Below are 20475 nucleotides of genomic sequence, written 5' to 3'. Positions count from 1 at the left end.
GGGAAGGTTTGTGTCCAGGCTCGACTGGCGGAAGTCCACGTTCAGCGAAGAGGCATCGTCCTGCGTCTACGTCGCGGTCACAGGCAACGGGAAGATCAGGCTCCGGGAGAGCGACGACCCCGACGTCATCCTGACCACCACACCCGCCGCCCTGCGCGCCTTCATACGTGGCGCCAAGGCCGGTGCCCTCGATGGCATCCAGGGAGGCGGAGCGTAAGGCGCGACGGCCCGTCGTGAGAGGGAGGGAGAACAAGACGGCCCGTCGCGTTCGCGACCCTAGGCCGACGCGCTGAGCCGCCGCTTACCGATTGCTGAGTCGGGGGAAAACCGGAGGCGGTGGGATGACCGGCCGGGGTACCGTCGTCCGCATGGACTCGTTTCTTCAGATCTACGGCTGACACGCCGCTCTCTCCGGCGCACCGGTGACCACGCCCGTGCGCTGGGCCGTCGTGTCCATTTCGCCGTAGACCTGAAACGAGTGATCTCTCATGTCACGTCCGTCCCGTCGCCGTGCCCATATCGCGATGGTCGGCATCCCCGCCATCAGCCATGTACTGCCCAGCCTCGAGGTCATCCGCGAGCTCGTGGCGCGCGGTCACCGGGTGACCTACGCCAACGATCCCTTCGTCGCGCACGTCATCGAGCCCACCGGTGCCGCGTTGGTGCCGTACCGGTCCACGCTGCCCGTCGTGGACAACAGCTGGCCCGAGGACCCCATCGCCGCCGGCACCGTCTTCCTGGACGACGCGATCCAGGCGCTGCCGCAGCTGCGCGCCGCGTATGACGACGATCCGGCCGACCTCTACCTCTACGACATCGGTGGCTACGTCGGGCGTGCCCTGGCCGAGGCGCAGGGGCGGCCGGCGCTACAGCTCTCGCCGTCCTTCGTGGCCTGGGAGGGCTACGCGGAGGAGGTCGGGGCGGCGCTCAAGGCGCTGCCGGGGGCCGATGCGTATCAGGAGAAGTTCGCGTCGTGGCTGGCCGGTTGCGGGGCGACCACGCTCGACCCCGACGTCTTCAGCGGGCGGCCCGAGCGGGCCGTCGCGGTGATCCCCCGGGCCATGCAGCCGAACGCGGACCGAGTGGACGAGGAGGTGGTGACGTTCGTCGGGCCGTGCCTCGGGGACCGGGCCGGGCAGGGCCGGTGGGAACGGCCCGCAGGGGTGGAGAAGGTACTGCTGGTCTCGCTGGGCTCGGCCTTCACCCGGCAGCCGGGCTTCTACCGGGAGTGCGTCGCGGCCTTCGGGGAACTGCCCGGATGGCATGTGGTGTTGCAGATCGGGAAGTACGTGGACCCGGCCGAGCTGGGGGAGATCCCGGGCAACATCGAGGTGCACCGCTGGGTGCCGCAGTTGGCGATCCTGGAGCAGGCCGACGCCTTCGTCACCCATGCCGGGATGGGCAGCAGCGCCGAAGGGCTGTACTGCGGGCTGCCGATGATCGCCGTACCGCAGAGTGCCGAGCAGCCGATGAACGCCGACCGGCTGGTCGAACTGGGCGTGGCCCGCCGTATCGACACGGCGGATGCCACGGCCGAGGTGCTGCGTGCCGCTCTGACCGAGCTCACCACGGATCCGGAGGTCGCGCGCGTCTCGGCGCGGCTGCGGGACGAAGCGCGGGCCGAGGGCGGCACCGGGCGGGCCGCCGATCTGATCGAGGACGCGCTGCGGTGACATGACGATGGCCCGGCCGCTTGTGGCGGCCGGGCCATCGGCAGGCGTCGGGCGGTTACTTCACGATCGTGATGCGGTCCGCCTTCGGCGGGTCCAGGGGCGAGGACTGCGACGAGTGCGCGCCCAGGTAGGCCGTGAACGCGTCCAGGTCGGAGGCGCCGACGAGCTTGTTCTTGCCGTCCTTGAAGGCGGGGAAGCCGTCGCCGCCGCCCGCGAGGAACTCGTTCATCGCGACGCGATAGGTCTTGGCGGGGTCGATCGGCTCACCGTTCAGCTTCACCGTGTCCGTGACGATCCGGTCCTTGCCGGACTTGGTCAGATCCAGGGTGTAGGTGAGGCTCTTGGAGACCTGGAGGATCTTCGGGGATGCCTCGTTGGAGCCGCTGACCTGCTGCTGGAGCGCGGTGATGAGCTGGGAGCCGGTCAGGTCGATCACGTTCATCATGTTGGTGAACGGCTGGACGGTGAACGCCTCGCCGTAGGTCACCACCCCGTCGCCCTCACTCCCCGACGCCTTGTGGGCGAGGTCGGAGCGGATGCCGCCGGGGTTCATGAAGGCGAGTTGGGCGCCGCCCTTGTCGGCCGGGGCGAGCGCTTCGAGCTGGCCGTCGGCGATGACGTCGCCCAGGGGCGTCTCGTACGCGGTGGAGCCGCGGCCGTTGACGTCGGCGGAGATGTAGCCGACCGGCTTGTTGGCGATCGGGGCGGCCAGCTTGTTCCAGCGCCCGATGAGCGAGGTCATGTCGGGGGCCTTGGGCTGGTCGCGGTCGACGACGTGGTTCGCCGCGTTGGCGCCCTTCACGTTCGTCCGCACGATGTCGCCGGTGCGGCGGTCGTAGGTGAGCGTGGTGTCCGTGTAGAGGCGGCCGAAGGAGGCCGCGGAGGTCACGGTGCGCGGGGTGCCGGACGGGTCCGGGATGGTGCAGGTGTACGCCTGGTGGGTGTGGCCGGTGACCAGGGCGTCGACCTTGGGCGAGATGTTCTTGGCGATGTCGACGATGGGGCCGGAGATGCCCTTGCCCGCACCGCCGTTGTCGCAGTCGTCGTTGTACGAGGCGGAGGCGGGCAGCCCGCCCTCGTGGATGAGCGCGACGATCGACTTCACGCCCTTGCGCTGCAGCTCCTTGGCGTACTTGTTGACCGTCTCGACCTCGTCGTGGAACTTCAGGCCCTTGACGCCCTCGGCGGTGACGATGTCCGCGGTGCCCTCGAGGGTGACCCCGATGAAGCCGATCTTCACGCCCTTGTGCTTCCACACGGTGTACGGCTTGAGGATGGGCTTGCCGGTCTTCTCGTCGGTGACGTTCGCGGCGAGGTAGGGGAAGTCGGCGCCCGGGAAGGTCTTGCCCTTCTCGTAGCAGCCCTCCTTGGGGTGGCAGCCGCCGTTCTGAATCCGGTTCAGCTCGGCGCGGCCCTCGTCGAATTCATGGTTGCCGACCGCGGTGACGTCGAGGTCCAGCTTGTTGAGCGCCCCGATGGTCGGCTCGTCGTGGAAGAGACCGGACAGCAGCGGGCTGGCGCCGATCATGTCGCCGCCGGCGGCGGTGACGGAGTAGTCGTGGCCCTTACGGGCGTTACGGAGGGAGGTGGCGAGGTATTCGGCGCCACCCGCCGGGATGGTCTTGGTGGTGCCGTCGGGCTGGGTCTCGGTGACGGTGCCCGAGGAGCCCTGCGGGGGCTCCAGGTTTCCGTGCAGGTCGTTGAAGGACAGCAGCTGTACGTCGACGGTGCGTCCGGGCCGGTGCTGGTCCGAGGCGGCGGCGGTGTCCGCGCCCGCCGGGCCCACGGCGGTCAGCACCCCGGCCGCGGCGGCCAGCACCGCGACTCCCGTGGCCAACCGGCGTGCTGCCCCGCGCCGTTGAGGTCTCGCTGGCATGTCGTCCCCTTGTGTACCCCGTGGTGGATGGTGGGGCGCAGCTTACGGTCAACGCGCGTAGCGGGGCAGGGGCAGGAGGTTAAGAGCTGGTAGCCGATGGTCAACGGTGTGGGGCGACCTCGCCCGACCCTCGGGATCCTCATCGCGAAGAGCCGCGGCAAGGGGACGATCGAGTACGCCTTGCGGAGCAACAACGCACCGTTCGCCGTGAGCACCTACGCCGCGCTGCCGCCCCATGTGCGGGAGCTGATGCCCAGCGCCGAGGATCTCTTCCGTATCGCCGACGACGTCCTCGACGGGGGTGGGGCAGCCGGGTGACCCGCCGGTAATAAATTGTGCAGCGGCTTGCCGCACAATTGGGCCGCCGTAGGCTCGGCTCCATGAATGACGTGGTGAACGAGACGTCCGGGGCCCGGCGGCTCGATGTGCTGGAGGAGCTGGCGCCCACCGAGGCGCAGGATGTGCTGCGGCTGGTCGCGGAGTCCGCGCGCGCCGATGGTCAGCAGGCCGTCTCCGAGCAGGGGCGGCTGCAGCTGCGGGGGCGGCGGGAGGGGGTGCGGCATCTGGTGCTGCGGGAGCCGAGCGGGGAGCTGGTGGGATACGCGCAGCTCGAGGACACCGACCCGGTGGAGGCCCCGGCCGCCGAGCTGGTCGTGCATCCGGCGCACCGCGGGCAGGGGCATGGCCGGGCGCTGGGGGTGACCCTGCTGAGGGAGTCGGGGAAGCGGCTGCGGGTGTGGGCGCACGGGGGGCATGCCTCGGCGCGCCATCTGGCGCAGGTGCTGGGGCTGACGCTGTTCCGGGAGCTGCGGCAGATGCGCCGGCCCCTGGGGTCGCTCACGGAGCTGGGCCTTGCGGAGCCCACGTGGCCGGAGGGCGTGACCGTAAGGACCTTCCGGCCGGGTGAGGACGACGCCGCCTGGCTGGCGGCGAACGCGGCGGCCTTCGCCCATCACCCCGAGCAGGGCTCGCTCGCCCAGCGTGACCTGGACGACCGTAAGGGTGAGCCGTGGTTCGATCCGGCGGGGTTCTTCCTGGCCGAGCGCGATGGACAGATCGTCGGCTTCCACTGGACCAAGGAGCATGCCGAGGAGCGGCTGGGGGAGGTGTACGTCGTGGGCGTGCGGCCGGATGCGCAGGGTGGCGGTCTCGGTAAGGCGCTCACGTCGGTCGGGCTGCGGCATCTGGCGGCTCAGGGGGTGCCGACCGCGATGCTCTACGTGGACGCCGACAACTTCGCCGCGGTCGCGGTCTACGAACGGCTCGGCTTTGTCACCCATGAGACGGACCTGATGTACCGGACCGAGACCTGAGCCGGCCCCGCGTCCGGAGGGCTTGAGAGGGCGGAACCCCAGGGGGTCGGACCCCTGGGGGATGGGTCCCGATTTCCTACGCGCCATGTGTCCGTTACCGGCGATTCAACCTTGGTTGCGAGCATCACTGAATGCAGCCCGCTGTGCCGAATTCGTCGAACCGGAGGCTCCGTGCCGTTTCCGCACCCGCTTCCGCCACGCCGTCTTCGCCTCCGGCGCGGAACAATGAATTCATGAGCGACAGCAGCGGTCAGGCATCGGTTTCCCCCCAGCCCCAGCGCCAGCCCTCGGTCGGGTCCATCGCGGCGCACCGGCCGCGTGCTGTCGCCGGGCCACCGGTGCGGTCGCTCGACCCCGACCTCGACGCCGACCTGGACTCGTACGAGGAGGGGGCCGGGCCCGATGTGGCGGGCGGGGAGCTGCCGCAGGGGCGGTTCCTGGACCGGGAGCGCAGCTGGCTGGCGTTCAACGAGCGGGTGCTGGAGCTGGCCGAGGACCCCTCCACCCCGCTGCTGGAGCGGGCCAATTTCCTGGCGATCTTCGCGGGCAATCTGGACGAGTTCTTCATGGTGCGGGTCGCCGGCCTCAAGCGGCGCATCGCGACCGGGGTCGCCACCCGTTCGGCCTCCGGGCTGCAGCCGCGCGAGGTGCTGGATCTGATCTGGAACCGGTCCCGTGAGCTCATGGCCCGGCACGCCGCCTGCTATCAGCAGGACGTCGCCCCGACGCTCGCGGAGGAGGGCATCCATCTGGTCCGCTGGCCGGATCTCACCGAGAAGGAGCAGTCCCGCCTCTTCACCCTCTTCCGGCAGCAGATCTTCCCCGTGCTGACCCCGCTCGCGGTGGACCCGGCACACCCCTTCCCCTACATCTCGGGGCTCTCGCTCAATCTCGCGGTCGTGGTGCGCAACCCCGTGAGCGGGCATGATCACTTCGCACGTGTGAAGGTCCCACCGTCGCTCTCCCGGATCCTGGAGGCGTCGCCGCAGCGGTATGTGCCGCTGGAGGACGTGATCGCGGCGCATCTGGAGGCGCTCTTCCCGGGGATGGAGGTGCTCGCGCACCACATGTTCCGGGTGACCCGCAACGAGGACCTCGAGGTCGAGGAGGACGACGCCGAGAACCTCCTGCAGGCCCTGGAGAAGGAGCTGCTGCGCCGCCGCTTCGGGCCCCCGGTGCGGCTGGAGGTCGAGGAGTCCATCGACCCGTATGTGCTGGACCTGCTGGTGCGCGAGCTGAAGATCTCGGACGCCGAGGTCTATCCGCTGCCGGGGCCGCTCGACCTCACCGGGCTGTTCGGCATAGCCGCGCTGGACCGGCCGGAGCTGAAGTACCCCAAGTTCGTGGCGGGCACCCACCGGGACCTCGCCGAGGTGGAGTCCGCGTCCCCGCCCGACATCTTCGCGGCGCTGCGCGAGCGGGACGTCCTCCTCCACCACCCGTACGACTCGTTCTCCACCTCCGTGCAGGCGTTCCTGGAGCAGGCTGCCGCCGACCCGGACGTGCTGGCGATCAAGCAGACGCTCTACCGCACCTCCGGCAAGTCGCCGATCGTCGACGCGCTGATAGACGCCGCCGAGTCCGGCAAGCAGGTGCTGGTGCTCGTGGAGATCAAGGCGCGTTTCGACGAGCACGCCAACATCAAGTGGGCGCGGAAGCTGGAAGAGGCCGGGTGCCACGTCGTCTACGGCCTCCTGGGTCTGAAGACCCACTGCAAGCTGTCGCTGGTGGTCCGCCAGGAGGGCGACACCCTGACCCGCTACTCGCATGTGGGCACCGGCAACTACCACCCCAAGACCGCCCGGCTGTACGAGGACCTGGGGCTGCTGACGGCGAACTCCCAGGTCGGCGCCGATCTCTCCGACCTCTTCAACCGGCTGAGCGGCTACTCCCGGCGGGAGAACTACCGGCGGCTGCTGGTCGCCCCCAAGTCGCTGCGCGACGGGCTGATCACCCGGATCAACAAGGAGATCACCCATCATCGGGCGGGGCGCCCGTCCTACGTCAAGATCAAGGTCAACTCGATGGTCGACGAGGCCGTCGTCGACGCCCTCTACCGGGCCTCGCAGGCCGGAGTGCCGGTCGATGTGTGGGTGCGCGGCATCTGCGCGCTGCGGCCGGGCGTCCCCGGGCTCTCGGAGAACATCCGGGTCCGCTCGGTGCTCGGACGCTTCCTGGAGCATTCGCGCGTATTCGCGTTCGGTAACGGCGGCGAGCCGGAGGTGTGGATCGGCAGCGCCGACATGATGCACCGCAACCTCGACCGCCGGATCGAGGCGCTGGTGCGGGTCACCGACCCCGGCCACCGCGCCGCCCTCAACCGCCTGCTGGAGACCGGGATGTCCGACTCCACCTCCTCCTGGCATCTGGGCCCGGACGGGGAGTGGACACGGCATGCGACGGACGCGGAAGGCCAGCCGCTGCGGAACGTTCAGGAGATGCTCATCGACGCCCGGAGGCGACGGCGTGGTTCAACGACATGACCTGTCACCGGCCGGGATGACGGGCGCCGCGGATCCGGCCGCCGCCCCGCCCTGCCCAGGGGCGGACGGCATGGCGGACCGGGGTGCGACGGATCGCGGTGTGACGGACCGGGGTGCGACAGATCGCGGTGTGACGGCGGACCGGGGCACGGCCGACCGGGGTGTGCAGGACCGGGCGGCGGAGGCCGCGGCGGCACCTTCGTGGGAGTCGGCGACGGCCGGTGAGGTGCTGTCGGCGTATCTGCACGCCCAGGCCGGGGACTTTCTCCGCAGCCTGCGGCTGCACCGCGAGAGCGGCTCCGATCTGCACGAGGTGGCCGAGGCCGCCCGACTGCTGCGCCGCGCCGCGCGGCGGATCAGCGGCGCACTCTACGTCTACCGCCCGCTCACCGACACGGCCTGGTCCGATCAGCTGCGGACCGAGCTGGCCTGGCTGTCGGGCACGTTGGCGCGGGAGCACGCCTACGCCGAGCGGCTGGACCGGCTGCGCGGCGCCCTGTACCGGCTCTCGGGCGCGGGTGGCCCCTCCGACCGGTCGTCGCAGGCCGAGGGGACGGCCGCCGAGGTCGCGAGCTCCGGTGAGTGGCCCGCCGAGGGCGCCACGAACGCCGCGCATGCCACGAGCGCGGCGCGCTCCGTGCGTGGCGGGGTCACGATCGCGGTCGACGGAGCGGGCGGCCCCTCCGGCACCGCGGGCGCTGCCGGTACGGGCGGTGCTGCCGGTACTGCCGCCTCCGTCCCGCCCCGTTCCACCCGTGCCGCACGCCGCAGTGTCTCCCTGGCCGCCGGTGCGCCGGGAAGCGGAGCCGCGGACCCTGTCGGGGGGCAGGGTGCGCGGTCCGGTCCGGCCGATCCGGGCAGCGGCGCCGAGGGCGCGGCCGGGACGTCCAGGGACGAGGGCCGGGCGGCCGGACGGCGGCGCGGTGAGCGCGGTGACAAGAACGGCCGGGGAGTCAAGGGCGAGAAGGCCGACCGGCCCGGCCGGCCGGGCGCGGCCCATCAGCGGGCCGGTGCCGAGGAGGAGGCCCGCGGCGGGGCGCTGACCGTGGGCGCGGCCCGCGCCGGAGCGCTGCTGGAGCGCCAGCTCACCCTGGCCCGGACCCGGGCCCACACCGCGGCCCTGGAGGCGCTCGGCTCCTCCCGCTTCCACGCGGTCGCCGACACCGTCGCCCTGCTCGCCTCCGACGCCCCGCTCGACGAGGCCAACGCCGCCCGCCCCGCCGGGCAGGTGCTGCCGCCGCTCGCCGAACTGGCGAACCGGCGGCTGGCCGAGGCGGTGGAGGCGCTGCCGCTGATCCGCGCCGGACATCCGTACAACGCGGAGGCGCTGGTCCACGGCCTGGCCGCGACCTCGGCGGCGGACGCCCCGCCCGCCAGCGAGCGCCAGGACGCCCCCTGGCACCAGGTGCGCCATCTGCTGCGGCTGCGGCGGTACGCCCTGGAGGTGCTCGACCAGGTGTGGCAGCAGCCGGACGGGGCAGGCGCGCCGGGTGGGTCCGGGCCGGGTGGGTCCGGCACCGCGGACGCCGAGCCGCCGCTGTCCGTAAGGCTGCTGGCCGCCGGACAGGCGCTGGAGCGCCACCGCGACGCGGCCGAGGCTGCCGCCGCCGCGGCGGCAGCCGCCCGTACGCCCCGGATCGCCCCGGCGACGGCGTACGCGCTGGGCGTGCTCCACGCCGATCAGCGGCATGAGGTCGAGGCGGCCCGCTTCGCGTTCGGCCGGATCTGGCGGCGCGTGGCCACCAGAGCCTCCTGACGGCGGACGCCCGGGGCGAGCGGTAACAAGAGACGACGCAGCCGCACGAAGAACGCGGCGGACATCGGAGACCGGGGAGGGAGACGGCGGATGAACCGGTCAGATTCCCGTGATGACGGGGGAGCGGACACCGGGACGGTCCTGGCGGCGGGCTGTGTGCTGTGGCGACGGTCCCCGCACGGCGGCGGGCTGGAGATCGCCCTCGTCCACCGCCCCCGCTACGACGACTGGTCCCACCCCAAGGGCAAGCTGAAGCCCGGCGAGGACGCGCTGCACGGCGCGGTGCGCGAGGTCGTCGAGGAGACCGGTATGGGCTGTGCCCCGGGGGCGGTGCTGCCCACCGTTCACTACATGGCCAACGGCCGCCCCAAGGAGGTCCGCTACTGGGCGGCGGAGGCCGTCGACGACGAGATCTTCGTGCCCAACCGCGAGGTCGACCGCCTGCTCTGGCTGCCCCCGGACGCGGCCCGCCGCCGCCTCTCCTACGACCACGACCGCACGCTCATCGACGCGCTGCCGCACGCCCTGCGGCCGTCCTGAACCGCGCCCGGTGCCCTGACCGGCGGGGGCGGCTCCCCGCCGGCGTCCCGGTTCCCTTACAGGAAGCGTGCGAGGAACGCCCGGGTGCGGGGGTTGGCCGGATCGTCCAGCACCTCCTGCGGGCTGCCGCTTTCCAGGACCTGGCCGCCGTCCATGAACACCACACGGTCCGCCACCTCCTTCGCGAACCCGATCTCGTGCGTCACCACGAGCATGGTGAGCCCGTCCCGGGCCAGATCGCGCATGGTGGCCAGGACCTCGCCGACGAGTTCGGGGTCCAGGGCGCTGGTCGGCTCGTCGAAGAGCATCAGCTTGGGCCGCATGGCCAGGGCGCGGGCGATGGCCACGCGCTGTTGCTGACCGCCGGAGAGCTGCCGCGGATAGGAGGCCGCCTTGTCGGCGAGGCCCACCCGGGACAGCAGCTCCATCGCCGTCCGGCGCGCCTCGGCCTTGGAGACGCGGAGCACACCCACCGGGGCCTCGATGACGTTCTCCAGGACCGTCTGGTGCGGGAAGAGGTTGAAGTGCTGGAACACCATGCCGATGTCACGGCGCTGCCTGGTCACCTCGCGGGGGCGCAGATGGTGGACGCGCCCGGCGGACTGCCGGAAGCCGATCAGCTTGCCCTCGACATGGATGGCGCCCGCGTCGATCTGCTCCAGGTGGTTGATGCAGCGCAGAAAGGTCGACTTACCGGAACCGGACGGTCCAAGGAGCACCACGACCTCGCCCCTGTGTATCTCCAGGTCGATGCCGCGGAGCACCTCCAGCTGCCCGAACCGCTTGCGGACCCCATGGGCCACGACCATCGGCGGCTCCGCCGCCGCGCCCTCGGGAGCGGTGGCCCCCCGGGTGTCCTGGATCGTCATGTGTCCTCCTTGGAGAGGGGGCCGTCCTTGGTGGGGGAGCCGTCCTCGGTGGGGGAGCCGTCCTCCGGCGCCGGGGACGTGACGTCCGGGCGTCGGCGGAAGAGCGCGAAGTCCCAGAACCTCTGGGGGGCCTGGCGGCTCGCCCCGCGGGCGTAGTACCGCTCGATGAACGACTGGCCGACATACAGCACCGACGTCATGACCAGGTACCACAGGCAGGCCACGATCAGCAGGGGGATGGTCTCGAAGGTGCGGTTGTAGATCGACTGGACCGTGTAGAGCAGATCGGCCAGGGCGAGCACGCTCACCAGCGAAGTCGCCTTGAGCATGTTGATGACCTGGCTGCCGGTGGGCGGCACGATGAACCGCATGGCCTGCGGGAGGACGACCCGCCGCAGAACCCTGGCCCGGCCCATGCCGAGCGCGGCGGCGGCCTCGGTCTGACCGTGGTCGACGCCCAGCAGACCACCGCGCACGATCTCGGCCATGTACGCGGCCTCGTTGAGGCCGAGCCCGAGGATGGCGGCGAGCCAGGGGGTGATCAGCGAGTTGGTCTGCCCGCTGATGAACTCGGGGCCGAACGGCACGCCGAAGGAGATCCTGGGCAGCAGCGCCGAGAGGTTGTACCAGAAGACCAGTTGCACCAGCACCGGGATGCCGCGGAAGAACCAGACGTAGGCACCGCAGACCGTGCTGAGCACGCGGTTCTCCGACATCCGGCCCACCGCGACGAGCACGCCGCCGACGATGCCGATGAGCATGGCGACGGCGGTCAGCTCGACCGTGGTGGCGATGCCCTGCCCGATGACCTGGGCGCCGAAGTAGGCGCCGACGGTGCCCCATTCGAAGTGGGGGTTGGTGACCAGGAAGTGCACGAGCTGGGCGCCGAGCACCGCGAGGACCAGCACCGCGAGCCAGCGCAGCGGATGGCGGACGGGAGAGGCTCCGGCCACGTCGACGACGGGGACCGCTCCGGGCCGCGGATCGGCCTTCCCCGGGTCGCCCCGGGTCGCCGACGGTTGCGTGGTGGCCATAGTCGGGCTCACCTCCTCACAGGAACAGGGGGACGGGGGTCAGGACGGGCCGCCGAGGTTGACGCCCGGCTTGTCGAGGGTGTTGGCGGACAGGCCCCACTTCTTCATGATCTTTCCGTAGGTGCCGTCGTCGATGAGCTTCCGAAGTGCCTTGAGGAGCACGTCGCGCAGCGGGGAGTCCTTGGCGACGACCGCGCCCTGGTAGAGGTCGTCGAAGCCGTTGCCCTTGCCGGTGCCGGTCAGTTCGAGCTGGTCCTTGGCCTGCGCCACGAAGTAGGTGAGCGGCGCCTGGGAGGAGAAGAAGGCGTCCGCGCGGCCGGAGCGGACGGCCAGGATGGAGCCCGGCTGGTCCTTGTACGACTGGACCTTCACGGCCTTCTCGCCGTCCTTCTCACAGGTGAGCGACTGCTTCTTGATGACTCCCTCGGCGGAGCCGCCCGCCATCACCGCGATCCGCTGTCCGCAGGTGTCGGCCAGGGAGCTGATGTGGTGCGGATTGCCCTTGGGCACGGCGAAGACGACGAACTCGCGCACCCAGTCGACGAAGTCGTTGGCGCCCTGCCGGTCCTTGAAGTCGCCGACGGGGCCGAGGGCGAAGTCGTAGCGGCCCGCCTTGATGCCGGTGAGCTGGCTGGGCAGCCCGTCGGTGGTCACATGCCGGATCTTCACGCCGAGGACCTGGCCGAGCGCGTCGGCGAGGTCGGCGGAGGCACCGGTGAGGCTGTGGCCGTCCGAGCCGGCGATCTCGTACGGCGGGAAGGAGCCGTTGTTGACCGATACCAGCGTGCCGGAGGTGCGGTTCCTCGCGGGCAGCGCGGCGTGCAGCGCCTTGTCCTCGGCCAGCTTGGCCGGGGCGGCCTTGGAGCCGCCGGAGGAGTCCGCGGCGCCCTCCGCCTGGGGCGGGTTGGCTCCGCAGGCGGCCAGGGCGAGACAACAGGACAGGGCGGTCGCCACGGTGGCCAGGGGACGTCTCATGGGGATGTTCACTGGGGCGCTCCGAGGGGGATGACGGTCGGGTCGACGGCGAACCGGCGGTTGGCCAGCACCGGGAGGGTGCGACGGGCCGCGGCGGTGGTGTCGGGGTCGGCGTCGGCCCAGGCCAGTCCGGGGGCCGCGGCGAGGCGGGAGCGGACGGTGCCCAGGGGGTCGACGATGAGGCTGTTGCCGATGTTGCGCGGGCCGCATTCGCCGCTCGCCGCCACCCAGCAGGTGTTCTCCAGGGCCCGTGCGGTGGCCATGACCTCCCAGTGCCGTTCCTTGGCGGGGCCGCGCACCCACGCCGCGGGCAGGGCCAGCACCTCGGCACCGGCATCCACCAGCAGCCGGGCCAGCTCCGGGAAGCGCACGTCGTAGCAGGTCATCAGGCCGACCTTGGTGCCCGCGACATCGATGACGACGGGGGGCTCGGCCGCGGGGCGGACGTTGGCCGACTCCAGATCGCCGAAGGCGTCATAGAGATGGATCTTGCGATAGCGGGCGATCAGCTCACCGTCGCGCAGCGCCACCAGGGTGTTGAACACCCGTCCGTCCTCGGACGGCTCATGGATGCCGACCACGACCGTGGTCCTGCCGCCGGCGGTGGCGGCGCGCAGCTCGGTGACGAACGGGCCGTCGAGGGGCTGGGCCACCTCACGGATGCGGTGCCGGTCCTCGGTGAAGCGGGCGAGCACGCCCTCGGGGAGGACGAGCAGATCCGCGCCGCCCCGCTCCGCCTCGGCGGTGAGTTCCTGGCAGGCGGCCAGGTTCTCCTTCCAGTCGGGGGTGGCGGTGAACTGTCCTACGGCGATGCGCATATGAAGTGCTCCGGGGTGGTCAGAGGGCGGGAACGGTGGCGAGGGCGGGGTCGGGGAAGACCACCTCGGGGTCGATGGGCTCGGGCCAGACGCCCTGGGCGTGCAGCTCCGCGCAGAAGGCCCGGGTCATCTCCGCGTTGCTCTTCGTCCCGTACGGCATCCAGTCGTCGCCGAACAGCCGGGCCGACTCGGTCAGTTCGTGCAGCAGCCACGGAGTGGTGTCGGCGAGCAGCCGGCGCCTGCCGAGCCAGCGGCGTTTGGACTCCTCGAGGCCCGCGAGCAGGGCGGCGGGCAGCTCGGGATGGGCCTCGACGACCTCCCGCTTGAGCGTCACCAGATGGATACCGGGGACGAAGCCGGTGGCCTGCCAGTAGGCGCGCTCCGCGGAGCGGTGGTCGTCGAACAGATGCCGGAAGCGGCTGGTCGTGGTGAACAGCTCCTTCGGCATGAAGGGCGAGAGCACCGCGTCCAGACGGCCCGCCGCCAGCTCCTCCACCAGGGACTCGCCCGCTGCCATGACGGAGACGTTGGCGGGCAGCGGACGGCTGCCGACGCGGTCCTTACCGGTCTCGCCGGCCGTCAGCGGTCCGATCCGCCACTGGATGCCGGTGAGATCCACTCCCGCGCCGCGCAGCAGCGCGCGGGTCCAGGTGTTGCCGGAGTCCGGCCAGCCGGTGAGCCCGACGCGGGACCCCGCGAGCTCTTCGAGGGAGCGCAGGGGGCTGTTCTCGCGCACCAGGACGCAGCGGTGGCGGAAGCCGCGCATCACGAACGCGGGAAGGCCGACGAGGCGGTCGTCCCCCGCGGCGCGGGCCTGGACATAGCGGCTGAACGAGGTCTCACCGCCGTCGAGACCGGGTTCGGCGAGGACGTCGGGGGTGACGTCCCGCGAATCGATCCGGACGGTGAAGTCCGGGACCTCGACGAGCCCGGAGGCGAGCGGCACCAGATGGTCCCAGTCGCGAAGTCCCAGGCGTATGACGGGGGATGACACAGTACGCACTCCTTGCACATGGCGCATATCGCGCAAAGTTCACATTCGGTTGCGCGATGCCAGGCAGGTTATTGTTCAGAGAATCCGGTAGACAAGGTCTATTTTGTTACCGAACATAGTTTTTCCCTGCCGTAACCAGCTGACTGTGTGCCAGGTGCCGGGCGTCAGGACCGACGAGGGGTGGGCGATGCAGGAGGAGACCGCGCAAGAGGCGCCGGCCGGCGGGGCGGATCCTGGGTCGGTGGCCGGGCTGGCCGCTCGCGTCCAGGACCGCAGCGCGCGCGGTATCGCGGCCGCCATGACCGACCTCATCCGGGCCGGGGAGCTGGCACCGGGCAGCGCCCTGCCCACCGTGCGCGCGCTCGCCGCCGAGCTGGGGGTCAGCCCCGGCACGGTGGCGGAGGCATGGGCGGTACTGCGCAAACACCGGATGATCGCCACGCTCGGCCGCCGCGGAAGCGTCGTCAGCGGGCCGCCGGCCGTTCCGCATCCCACCCGCTTCGAACGCGTCGGGGACTTCGGCGACCATCTCGCGCTGGACCTCGCCGTCGCGGCCCCCGACCCGGCCCTGCTGCCGCCACTGGAGCAGGCCCTGCTCGCGGGGGCACGGACACCGCGGCTCAACGACTACTCGCGCACCGCGATCACCGACGCCCTGCTGGCGGCGGTGCGGGACACCTGGCCGTACCGGCCGGAGCGCTGGATGGCGGTCGGCGGCGGCTACGAAGGGGTGCAGCTGCTCTGTCAGGCCCTGCTGGTGCCGGGGGACCGGGTGGCGGTGGAGGATCCGACGGCGGCGCGGCTGCTGGACATCCTCGAGGCGCTGGACGTCCAGACCGTGCCCGTGGCCTGCGACGACCAGGGGCCCCTTCCCGACTCACTGGCCCAGGCGCTCAAGGCGCGCCCCGCGCTGTTCCTGCACCAGTCCAGAGCCCAGGTGCCCTGCGGCTGGTCGCTCGGCCCCGAGCGGTCGGCCGCGCTGGCCGGGGTGCTGGAGGGCGCGCCGAACGTCATCATCGTCGAGGACGACGGCCTGGGCCCCCTCACCACCACACCCGTCGCCGTACTCGGCGCCCATCTGCCGCACCGGACCGCTCTCGTCCGCTCCTACTCCAAGGCGTACGGCCCGGATCTGCGGATCGCGGTGGTCGGCGGACCCCAGGAGATCATCGAACGGGCGCGGGTGCTGCGCACCTTCGGTACCGGGTGGACCAGCCGCATCCTGCAGGACGCCCTGGCCCATCTGCTCACCGACGAGGACGCGAGCCGGTGTGTGCGCGATGCCGCCCGGCGCTATGACGAGCGGCGGTCCGCACTGGCCGAGCGGCTGGCCCGGCGGGGTGTGCGGACCGGCAGCCGGGACGGGCTGATGCTGTGGGTACCGGTGGTGGACGAGACCTCCGCGCTGGTCACCCTGGCTGCCCGGGGCATCACCGTCTCGCCGGGCAGCCGGTTCTGCGTCTCCTACGCGCGTCCCCATGTGCGGGTCGCCACCAGCAGGCTGACACGGGACGGGACGCTGCTCGACGAGACCGCCGAGCTGATCGCGCTCGCCGCCGCCTCCTCCTCCGTCGGCCGGCTGGAGTGACGGGAGCGACGAGTGACGCGCCTCGAGGACGCGCACGAGTGACGCGCCTCGAGGACGCGCCGTGAGAGGGCTACCGGCGGCGCAGGCTCTTGTCCGCGAGCGCCGGCGGCAGGTAGTAGCTGTCGTCCCGGTTCAGGTCCGTGCCCGGCGGGACGATCTCGTCGATCCGGTCCAGGACGTCCTCGCTCAGCTCCACCTCGGACCCGGCGAGCAGATCCTCCAGCTGCTCCATGGTGCGCGGGCCGATGATCACCGAGGTGATGGCCGGATGGGCCCGTACGAAGGCGATGGCCAGATGCGGCAGCGAGAGCCCGGCGTCGGACGCCAGCTCGGACAGCGCGCCGACCGCCTCCAGCTTGCGCGCGTTGCCGGGCAGCGTCGGGTCGAACTTGTGCTTCTCCACGGCCGCCCGGCCGCCCGACAGATCGACGTCGGACGCCTTGGTGTAGCGGCCCGTGAGCCAGCCCGCGGAGAGCGGGCCCCAGCTCAGCACGCCCATCCCGTACTTCCGCGCGGTCGGCAGCACCGCCGCCTCCACGCCCCGCGCCAGGATCGAGTACGGCGGCTGCTCGCTGCGGAACCGTACGTGCCCGCGCCGGTCGGAGACCCACTGGGCCTCCACGATCTGCTCGGCCGGGAAGGTGGAGGATCCGACGGCGCGCACCTTGCCCGCCCGGACCAGGTCGGACAGGACCGACAGCGTCTCGTCGATGTCCGTCGTGGGGTCCGGCCGGTGGATCTGGTAGAGGTCGATGTAGTCCGTGCCCAGGCGGCGCAGGCTGTTCTCGATCTCCTGGGTGATCCAGCGCCGTGAGTTGCCGCCTTCGTTGGGGTCGTCGCCCATCGGGAAGTGGGCCTTGGTGGCCAGGACGATGTCGTCGCGACGGCCCTTGAGGGCCTTGCCGACGATCTCCTCGGACTCGCCCTCGGAGTAGGTGTCGGCGGTGTCGACGAAGTTGATGCCCGCGTCGAGGGCGCGGTGGATGATCCGTACCGAGTCGTCGTGGTCGGGGTTGCCCAGGGCGCCGAACATCATCGCGCCCAGGGCGTACTCGCTCACCGAGATGCCCGTCCCACCGAGGATCCTGCGCTTCATGGCTGGTGCCTTCCTCTGTTCTCCATGGCGTCTGTTGTCCACGGCGTCTGTTGTCCATGGCGTCTGCTGTCCACGGTCTTATGCGCCTTCAGCCTCGGGCCCGGGCGGATACCTCACCAGGCCCGGCTCAACCTGGGTCTGCCAGAACCACCTGTCCGGCCCAGAAACGGGCGGCGCGCGGATAATGGACGGATGGGCCATGCCGAACCGGAGATCAAGTCGTTTCTCAAGGCGCGCCGCGCCGCGCTCGACCCGGCCGAGCTGGGGCTGCCGGAGGGGGTCGTACGGCGCCGGGTGCGGGGTCTGCGCCGTGAGGAGGTCGCCCAGCTGGCCGGGATCAGCGTCGACTACTACACCCGTATCGAGCAGGGCCGGGCCCCGGCCATCTCGGACTCGGTGGTCGGCGGACTGGCGCGGGCGCTGCGGCTGACCCCGTCCGAGCACACCTATCTGCGCAACATCACCCTGCCGCGGCGGCGCGGCGGCGCGACCGACCCCGATCCGCGGCCGCGCGTACGGCCGGAGATCCAGCAGCTGCTGAACGCGATGGACGGCAATGTCCCGGCCTATGTCTACGGCCCGGCGATGGACGTCCTGGCCTGGAACCGGCTCGGCACCCTGCTCGGCATCGACTACCCCGCGATCCCCGAGGAGCGGCGCAACGGCCCGCTGCTGGTCTTCCTCGACCCCCGGCTCAAGGAGATCCATCCGAACTGGGCCGAGGTCGCCGACGACACGGTGGCCGGGCTGCGCGCGGAGGTCGGGCGCCACCCCGGCAGCTCACGGGTGTGCCGGGTGACCCATGAGCTGCTGGAGCGGAGTGAGGAGTTCCGGCGGCGGTGGGAGGCACAGGAGGTGCAGGAGCGGACGCGGGGCGTCAAGCGGTTCCGCCATCCGGAGATGGGGGAGCTGGTGCTGCGGTTCGAGGCGTTCGTCCTGCCCGCCGACCCGGGGCAGATGCTGTGCACGTACACGGCCGACGAGGGGTCGGCGACGGCGGAGGCGCTGAAGGTGCTGGCGGGCGCGGCGGCGGTGGCCTGACGGCCCGAGCCGCCGCCCCGCGCCCCGCGCTCTGCCCCAACCCTGTTTCGTCCACCTCCTTGACGCGACTGGAAAGTTTCCTTACTTTCAACTCCTCCCACGGTGGCGCGCTAGGGCAATGGAGGTCCGGATGTCCGGCACCGAGGGCGGATTCGTCCGCCGTATCGGCCTGTTCCAGGCGACAGCCATCAACATGAGCCAGATGTGCGGCATCGGGCCGTTCGTCACCATCCCCCTCATGGTCGCCGCCTTCGGCGGACCGCAGGCCGTCATCGGCTTTGTCGCGGGCGCGGTGCTCGCGCTCGCCGACGGGCTGATCTGGGCCGAGTTGGGCGCCTCGCTGCCGGGGGCCGGGGGCAGCTATGTGTATCTGCGCCAGGCGTTCCAGTACCGCAGCGGCAAGCTGATGCCGTTCCTGTTCGTCTGGACGGCGATGCTGTTCATTCCGCTGATCATGTCCACGGGCGTGGTCGGTCTGGTGCAGTATCTGGGCTATCTGTGGCCGGATATGACGCAGACCCAGGGCGATCTGGTCGGACTGGGCGTCATCGTCCTGGTCATCGGGCTGCTGTGGCGGGGGGTCGAGCACATCGCCCGGATCACGGCCGTCATGTGGTGCGTGATGATCGCCTCCGTGGTCCTGGTCATCGTGGCCGCCTTCAGCCACTTCGACGCGGGACAGGCGTTCACCTATCCGGCCCATGCCTTCGAACTGAGCAGCGGTCACTTCTGGACCGGGTTCGCCGCGGGCCTGACCATCGGGATCTACGACTACCTCGGCTACAACACCGCCGCGTACATGGGCGCCGAGATCAAGGACCCCGGCCGCACCCTGCCGCGGGCGATCGTCACCTCGATCGCCGGAATCATGGGGATCTATCTGCTGCTGCAGATCGGCACCCTCGGCGTCGTCGACTGGCACGAGATGACCGAGCCCGGCTCGGTGGCCTCCCAGTCCGTCGCCTCGGCGGTGCTGGAGGAGACCTGGGGCAAGGGCGCGGCCGACGTCGTCACCGTGCTCATCCTGATCACGGCCTTCGCGTCGGTCTTCGCCGGGCTGCTGGGCGGCTCCCGGGTGCCGTACGACGCCGCCCGCGAACGGGTCTTCTTCCGTCCGTACGGCACGCTCCACCCGCGCCATCGCTTCCCCGTGCTGGGCCTGGCCACGATGGGTGTCGTCACCGCGATCGGCTTCCTGATCGGCCGCCACACCGATCTGGCCACGCTGATCCAGTTGCTGACCACGGTCATGGTGATCGTGCAGGCCCTGGCGCAGATCATCGCCCTTACGGTGCTGCGCCGCCGCCAGCCGGGGCTGCGGCGGCCGTACCGGATGTGGCTCTATCCGCTGCCGAGCGTGGTGGCGCTGGTGGGCTGGGTGGTGATCTACGGCTACGCGGACAAGAACTCCCCCGGACGGCACCCCATCGAATGGTCGCTGGCCTGGGTCGTGGCGGGGTGTGTGGCGTTCGTGCTGTGGGCGCGGGCGGAGAAGGTGTGGCCGTTCGGGCCGAAGGAGATCAGCGAGGAGTACGCGGCGGGCGCCGATCCGGACGCGGCCCCGGGCGGAGCCGTCAGCCCCGGGGCGCCAGTGCCTCCCACCGCACCGTGACCTCGCCCTGGCGCCAGCGCCGTGGTCCGTCGGCGAGCGGCCAGCCCCGCGCGCGCAGCGTCTGGGCGCTGCGTATCCAGCGCTGACGGGCGCTGAGCGGCGCGTACGGGGCGGCGGCCGCCCAGGCGCGGTCGAAGTCGCGCAGGAAGGTGTGCACCGCCTCGCCCGGCACATTGCGGTGGATCAGCGCCTTGGGGAGCCGTTCGGCCAGGTCGGAGGGGCGTTCCAGGGAGCCGAGGCGGGCCGCGAAGGTCACGGTGCGGGGGCCCGCCTCGTCGAGCGCGACCCACACGTGCCGCCGCCCGATCTCGTCGCAGGTGCCCTCCACCAGCAGCCCGCCGGGGGCCAGCCGGGCGCACAGCCGCCGCCACACGGCGCCGACCTCGCCCTCCTCGTACTGCCGCAGCACATTGGCCGCCCGGATGAGCGCCGGGCGGGCCCCGCCGGGCAGCGGCACCTCGAAGCCACCGTGCGCGAAGGTGAGCCCCTCGCGCTCGTACGGCCGCGCGGCGGCCACCCGCCCGGGGTCGATCTCGACCCCCACGACACGCGCCCCGGCCCGTACGGTCCGTAGCCGGTCCAGCAGCTCGACGGCGGTCCACGGGGCCGCCCCGTACCCCAGATCCACCGCCACCGGCGCGTCCCCGGCCCGCCGCAGCGCGGCCCCGTGCGCCGCCGCGATCCACCGGTCCATCCGGCGCAGCCGATTGGGATTGGTCGTCCCGCGGGTCGCCGAACCGATCGGACGGGACGGCGGGGGAACGCGGGCGGGCATGGCGCAGAGCCTATGCGGGGGCGGACGGGGCG

General features: G+C 71.6%; 18 protein-coding genes. 10 read left to right on the top strand and 8 right to left on the bottom strand.

The genetic code is table 11. The features are described 5' to 3' along the window. Positions 1-10: 10 nt before the first annotated feature. Positions 11-217: a DUF397 domain-containing protein gene (locus tag CGL27_RS22600; RefSeq protein WP_119989626.1), complete on the top strand. Its 207-nt coding sequence runs from the start codon at positions 11-13 to the stop codon at positions 215-217. 271 nt (positions 218-488) lie between these two features. Beyond that, positions 489-1673, top strand: a complete 1185-nt coding sequence (locus CGL27_RS22595) for a macrolide family glycosyltransferase (protein ID WP_119989624.1) — start codon at positions 489-491, stop codon at positions 1671-1673. Between the two features lie 55 nt (positions 1674-1728). On the opposite strand, the gene CGL27_RS22590 is transcribed toward CGL27_RS22595, so the two are convergent. Next, on the bottom strand, positions 1729-3549 hold the full coding sequence (locus CGL27_RS22590) for a bifunctional metallophosphatase/5'-nucleotidase (RefSeq protein WP_119989622.1): 1821 nt from the start codon (positions 3547-3549) through the stop codon (positions 1729-1731). 108 nt (positions 3550-3657) lie between these two features. On the opposite strand from CGL27_RS22590, the gene CGL27_RS22585 reads away from it, so the two are divergent. The 5 genes from CGL27_RS22585 to CGL27_RS22565 all read left to right on the top strand — a co-directional run bounded on the left by CGL27_RS22585 (position 3658) and on the right by CGL27_RS22565 (position 9641). After that, complete coding sequence (locus tag CGL27_RS22585; RefSeq protein ID WP_240450601.1) at positions 3658-3867, top strand: hypothetical protein; 210 nt, start codon at positions 3658-3660, stop codon at positions 3865-3867. Positions 3868-3929: 62 nt separating this feature from the next. Next, positions 3930-4862: a mycothiol synthase gene (gene mshD, locus CGL27_RS22580; RefSeq protein ID WP_078642146.1), complete on the top strand. Its 933-nt coding sequence runs from the start codon at positions 3930-3932 to the stop codon at positions 4860-4862. A 233-nt stretch (positions 4863-5095) separates the two neighbouring features. Then, positions 5096-7345: an RNA degradosome polyphosphate kinase gene (locus CGL27_RS22575; protein WP_078642145.1), complete on the top strand. Its 2250-nt coding sequence runs from the start codon at positions 5096-5098 to the stop codon at positions 7343-7345. Between the two features lie 70 nt (positions 7346-7415). Then, positions 7416-9101 (top strand): CHAD domain-containing protein, encoded by a 1686-nt coding sequence (locus CGL27_RS22570; RefSeq protein WP_240451004.1) that lies wholly within the window; start codon positions 7416-7418, stop codon positions 9099-9101. Between the two features lie 90 nt (positions 9102-9191). Continuing rightward, on the top strand, positions 9192-9641 hold the full coding sequence (locus tag CGL27_RS22565; protein WP_119989621.1) for an NUDIX hydrolase: 450 nt from the start codon (positions 9192-9194) through the stop codon (positions 9639-9641). Between the two features lie 56 nt (positions 9642-9697). On the opposite strand, the gene CGL27_RS22560 is transcribed toward CGL27_RS22565, so the two are convergent. The 5 genes from CGL27_RS22560 to CGL27_RS22540 are packed head-to-tail and all read right to left on the bottom strand — an operon-like array spanning position 9698 to position 14331. Further along, positions 9698-10510: an amino acid ABC transporter ATP-binding protein gene (locus CGL27_RS22560; protein ID WP_269467409.1), complete on the bottom strand. Its 813-nt coding sequence runs from the start codon at positions 10508-10510 to the stop codon at positions 9698-9700. Further along, entirely contained in the window at positions 10507-11544 is a 1038-nt protein-coding gene (locus CGL27_RS22555) for an amino acid ABC transporter permease (protein WP_119989619.1), read from the bottom strand. Before CGL27_RS22555 ends, CGL27_RS22560 begins: the two co-directional genes overlap by 4 nt. A gap of 39 nt (positions 11545-11583) precedes the next feature. Further along, on the bottom strand, positions 11584-12519 hold the full coding sequence (locus CGL27_RS22550) for an ABC transporter substrate-binding protein (RefSeq protein WP_119989617.1): 936 nt from the start codon (positions 12517-12519) through the stop codon (positions 11584-11586). 8 nt (positions 12520-12527) lie between these two features. Next, complete coding sequence (locus tag CGL27_RS22545) at positions 12528-13337, bottom strand: deaminated glutathione amidase (protein WP_078642142.1); 810 nt, start codon at positions 13335-13337, stop codon at positions 12528-12530. Between the two features lie 19 nt (positions 13338-13356). Then, entirely contained in the window at positions 13357-14331 is a 975-nt protein-coding gene (locus tag CGL27_RS22540; RefSeq protein ID WP_119989615.1) for a hypothetical protein, read from the bottom strand. 154 nt (positions 14332-14485) lie between these two features. Here CGL27_RS22540 and CGL27_RS22535 point away from each other — a divergent pair, with 154 nt between their 5' ends. Then, the gene (locus CGL27_RS22535) at positions 14486-15919 is read left to right on the top strand and encodes an aminotransferase class I/II-fold pyridoxal phosphate-dependent enzyme (protein WP_240450600.1); all 1434 of its coding nucleotides are present in this window, start codon (positions 14486-14488) and stop codon (positions 15917-15919) included. A 70-nt stretch (positions 15920-15989) separates the two neighbouring features. On the opposite strand, the gene CGL27_RS22530 is transcribed toward CGL27_RS22535, so the two are convergent. Continuing rightward, a complete protein-coding gene (locus CGL27_RS22530; protein WP_119989612.1) occupies positions 15990-17015 on the bottom strand; it encodes an aldo/keto reductase in 1026 nt (341 codons plus the stop codon). Positions 17016-17207: 192 nt separating this feature from the next. Between CGL27_RS22530 and CGL27_RS22525 the strand changes: the two genes are divergently transcribed. Both CGL27_RS22525 and CGL27_RS22520 read left to right on the top strand, forming a co-directional pair. After that, complete coding sequence (locus CGL27_RS22525) at positions 17208-18056, top strand: helix-turn-helix transcriptional regulator (RefSeq protein ID WP_078642138.1); 849 nt, start codon at positions 17208-17210, stop codon at positions 18054-18056. 130 nt (positions 18057-18186) lie between these two features. After that, positions 18187-19668 (top strand): APC family permease, encoded by a 1482-nt coding sequence (locus CGL27_RS22520; protein WP_119989610.1) that lies wholly within the window; start codon positions 18187-18189, stop codon positions 19666-19668. Here the strand turns inward: CGL27_RS22520 and CGL27_RS22515 are convergent. Continuing rightward, positions 19631-20443, bottom strand: coding sequence for a class I SAM-dependent methyltransferase (locus CGL27_RS22515; RefSeq protein WP_119989608.1), 813 nt, complete (start codon positions 20441-20443; stop codon positions 19631-19633). The genes CGL27_RS22520 and CGL27_RS22515 overlap by 38 nt on opposite strands. Between the last annotated feature and the right edge of the window lie 32 nt (positions 20444-20475).

The organism is Streptomyces sp. 11-1-2 (genome assembly GCF_003595545.1).
GTDB classification, from domain to species: Bacteria; Actinomycetota; Actinomycetes; order Streptomycetales; family Streptomycetaceae; genus Streptomyces; species Streptomyces hygroscopicus_B.
Note: the sequence above shows the minus strand (reverse complement) of the source record. Positions and strands in the feature narration are given on the sequence as shown.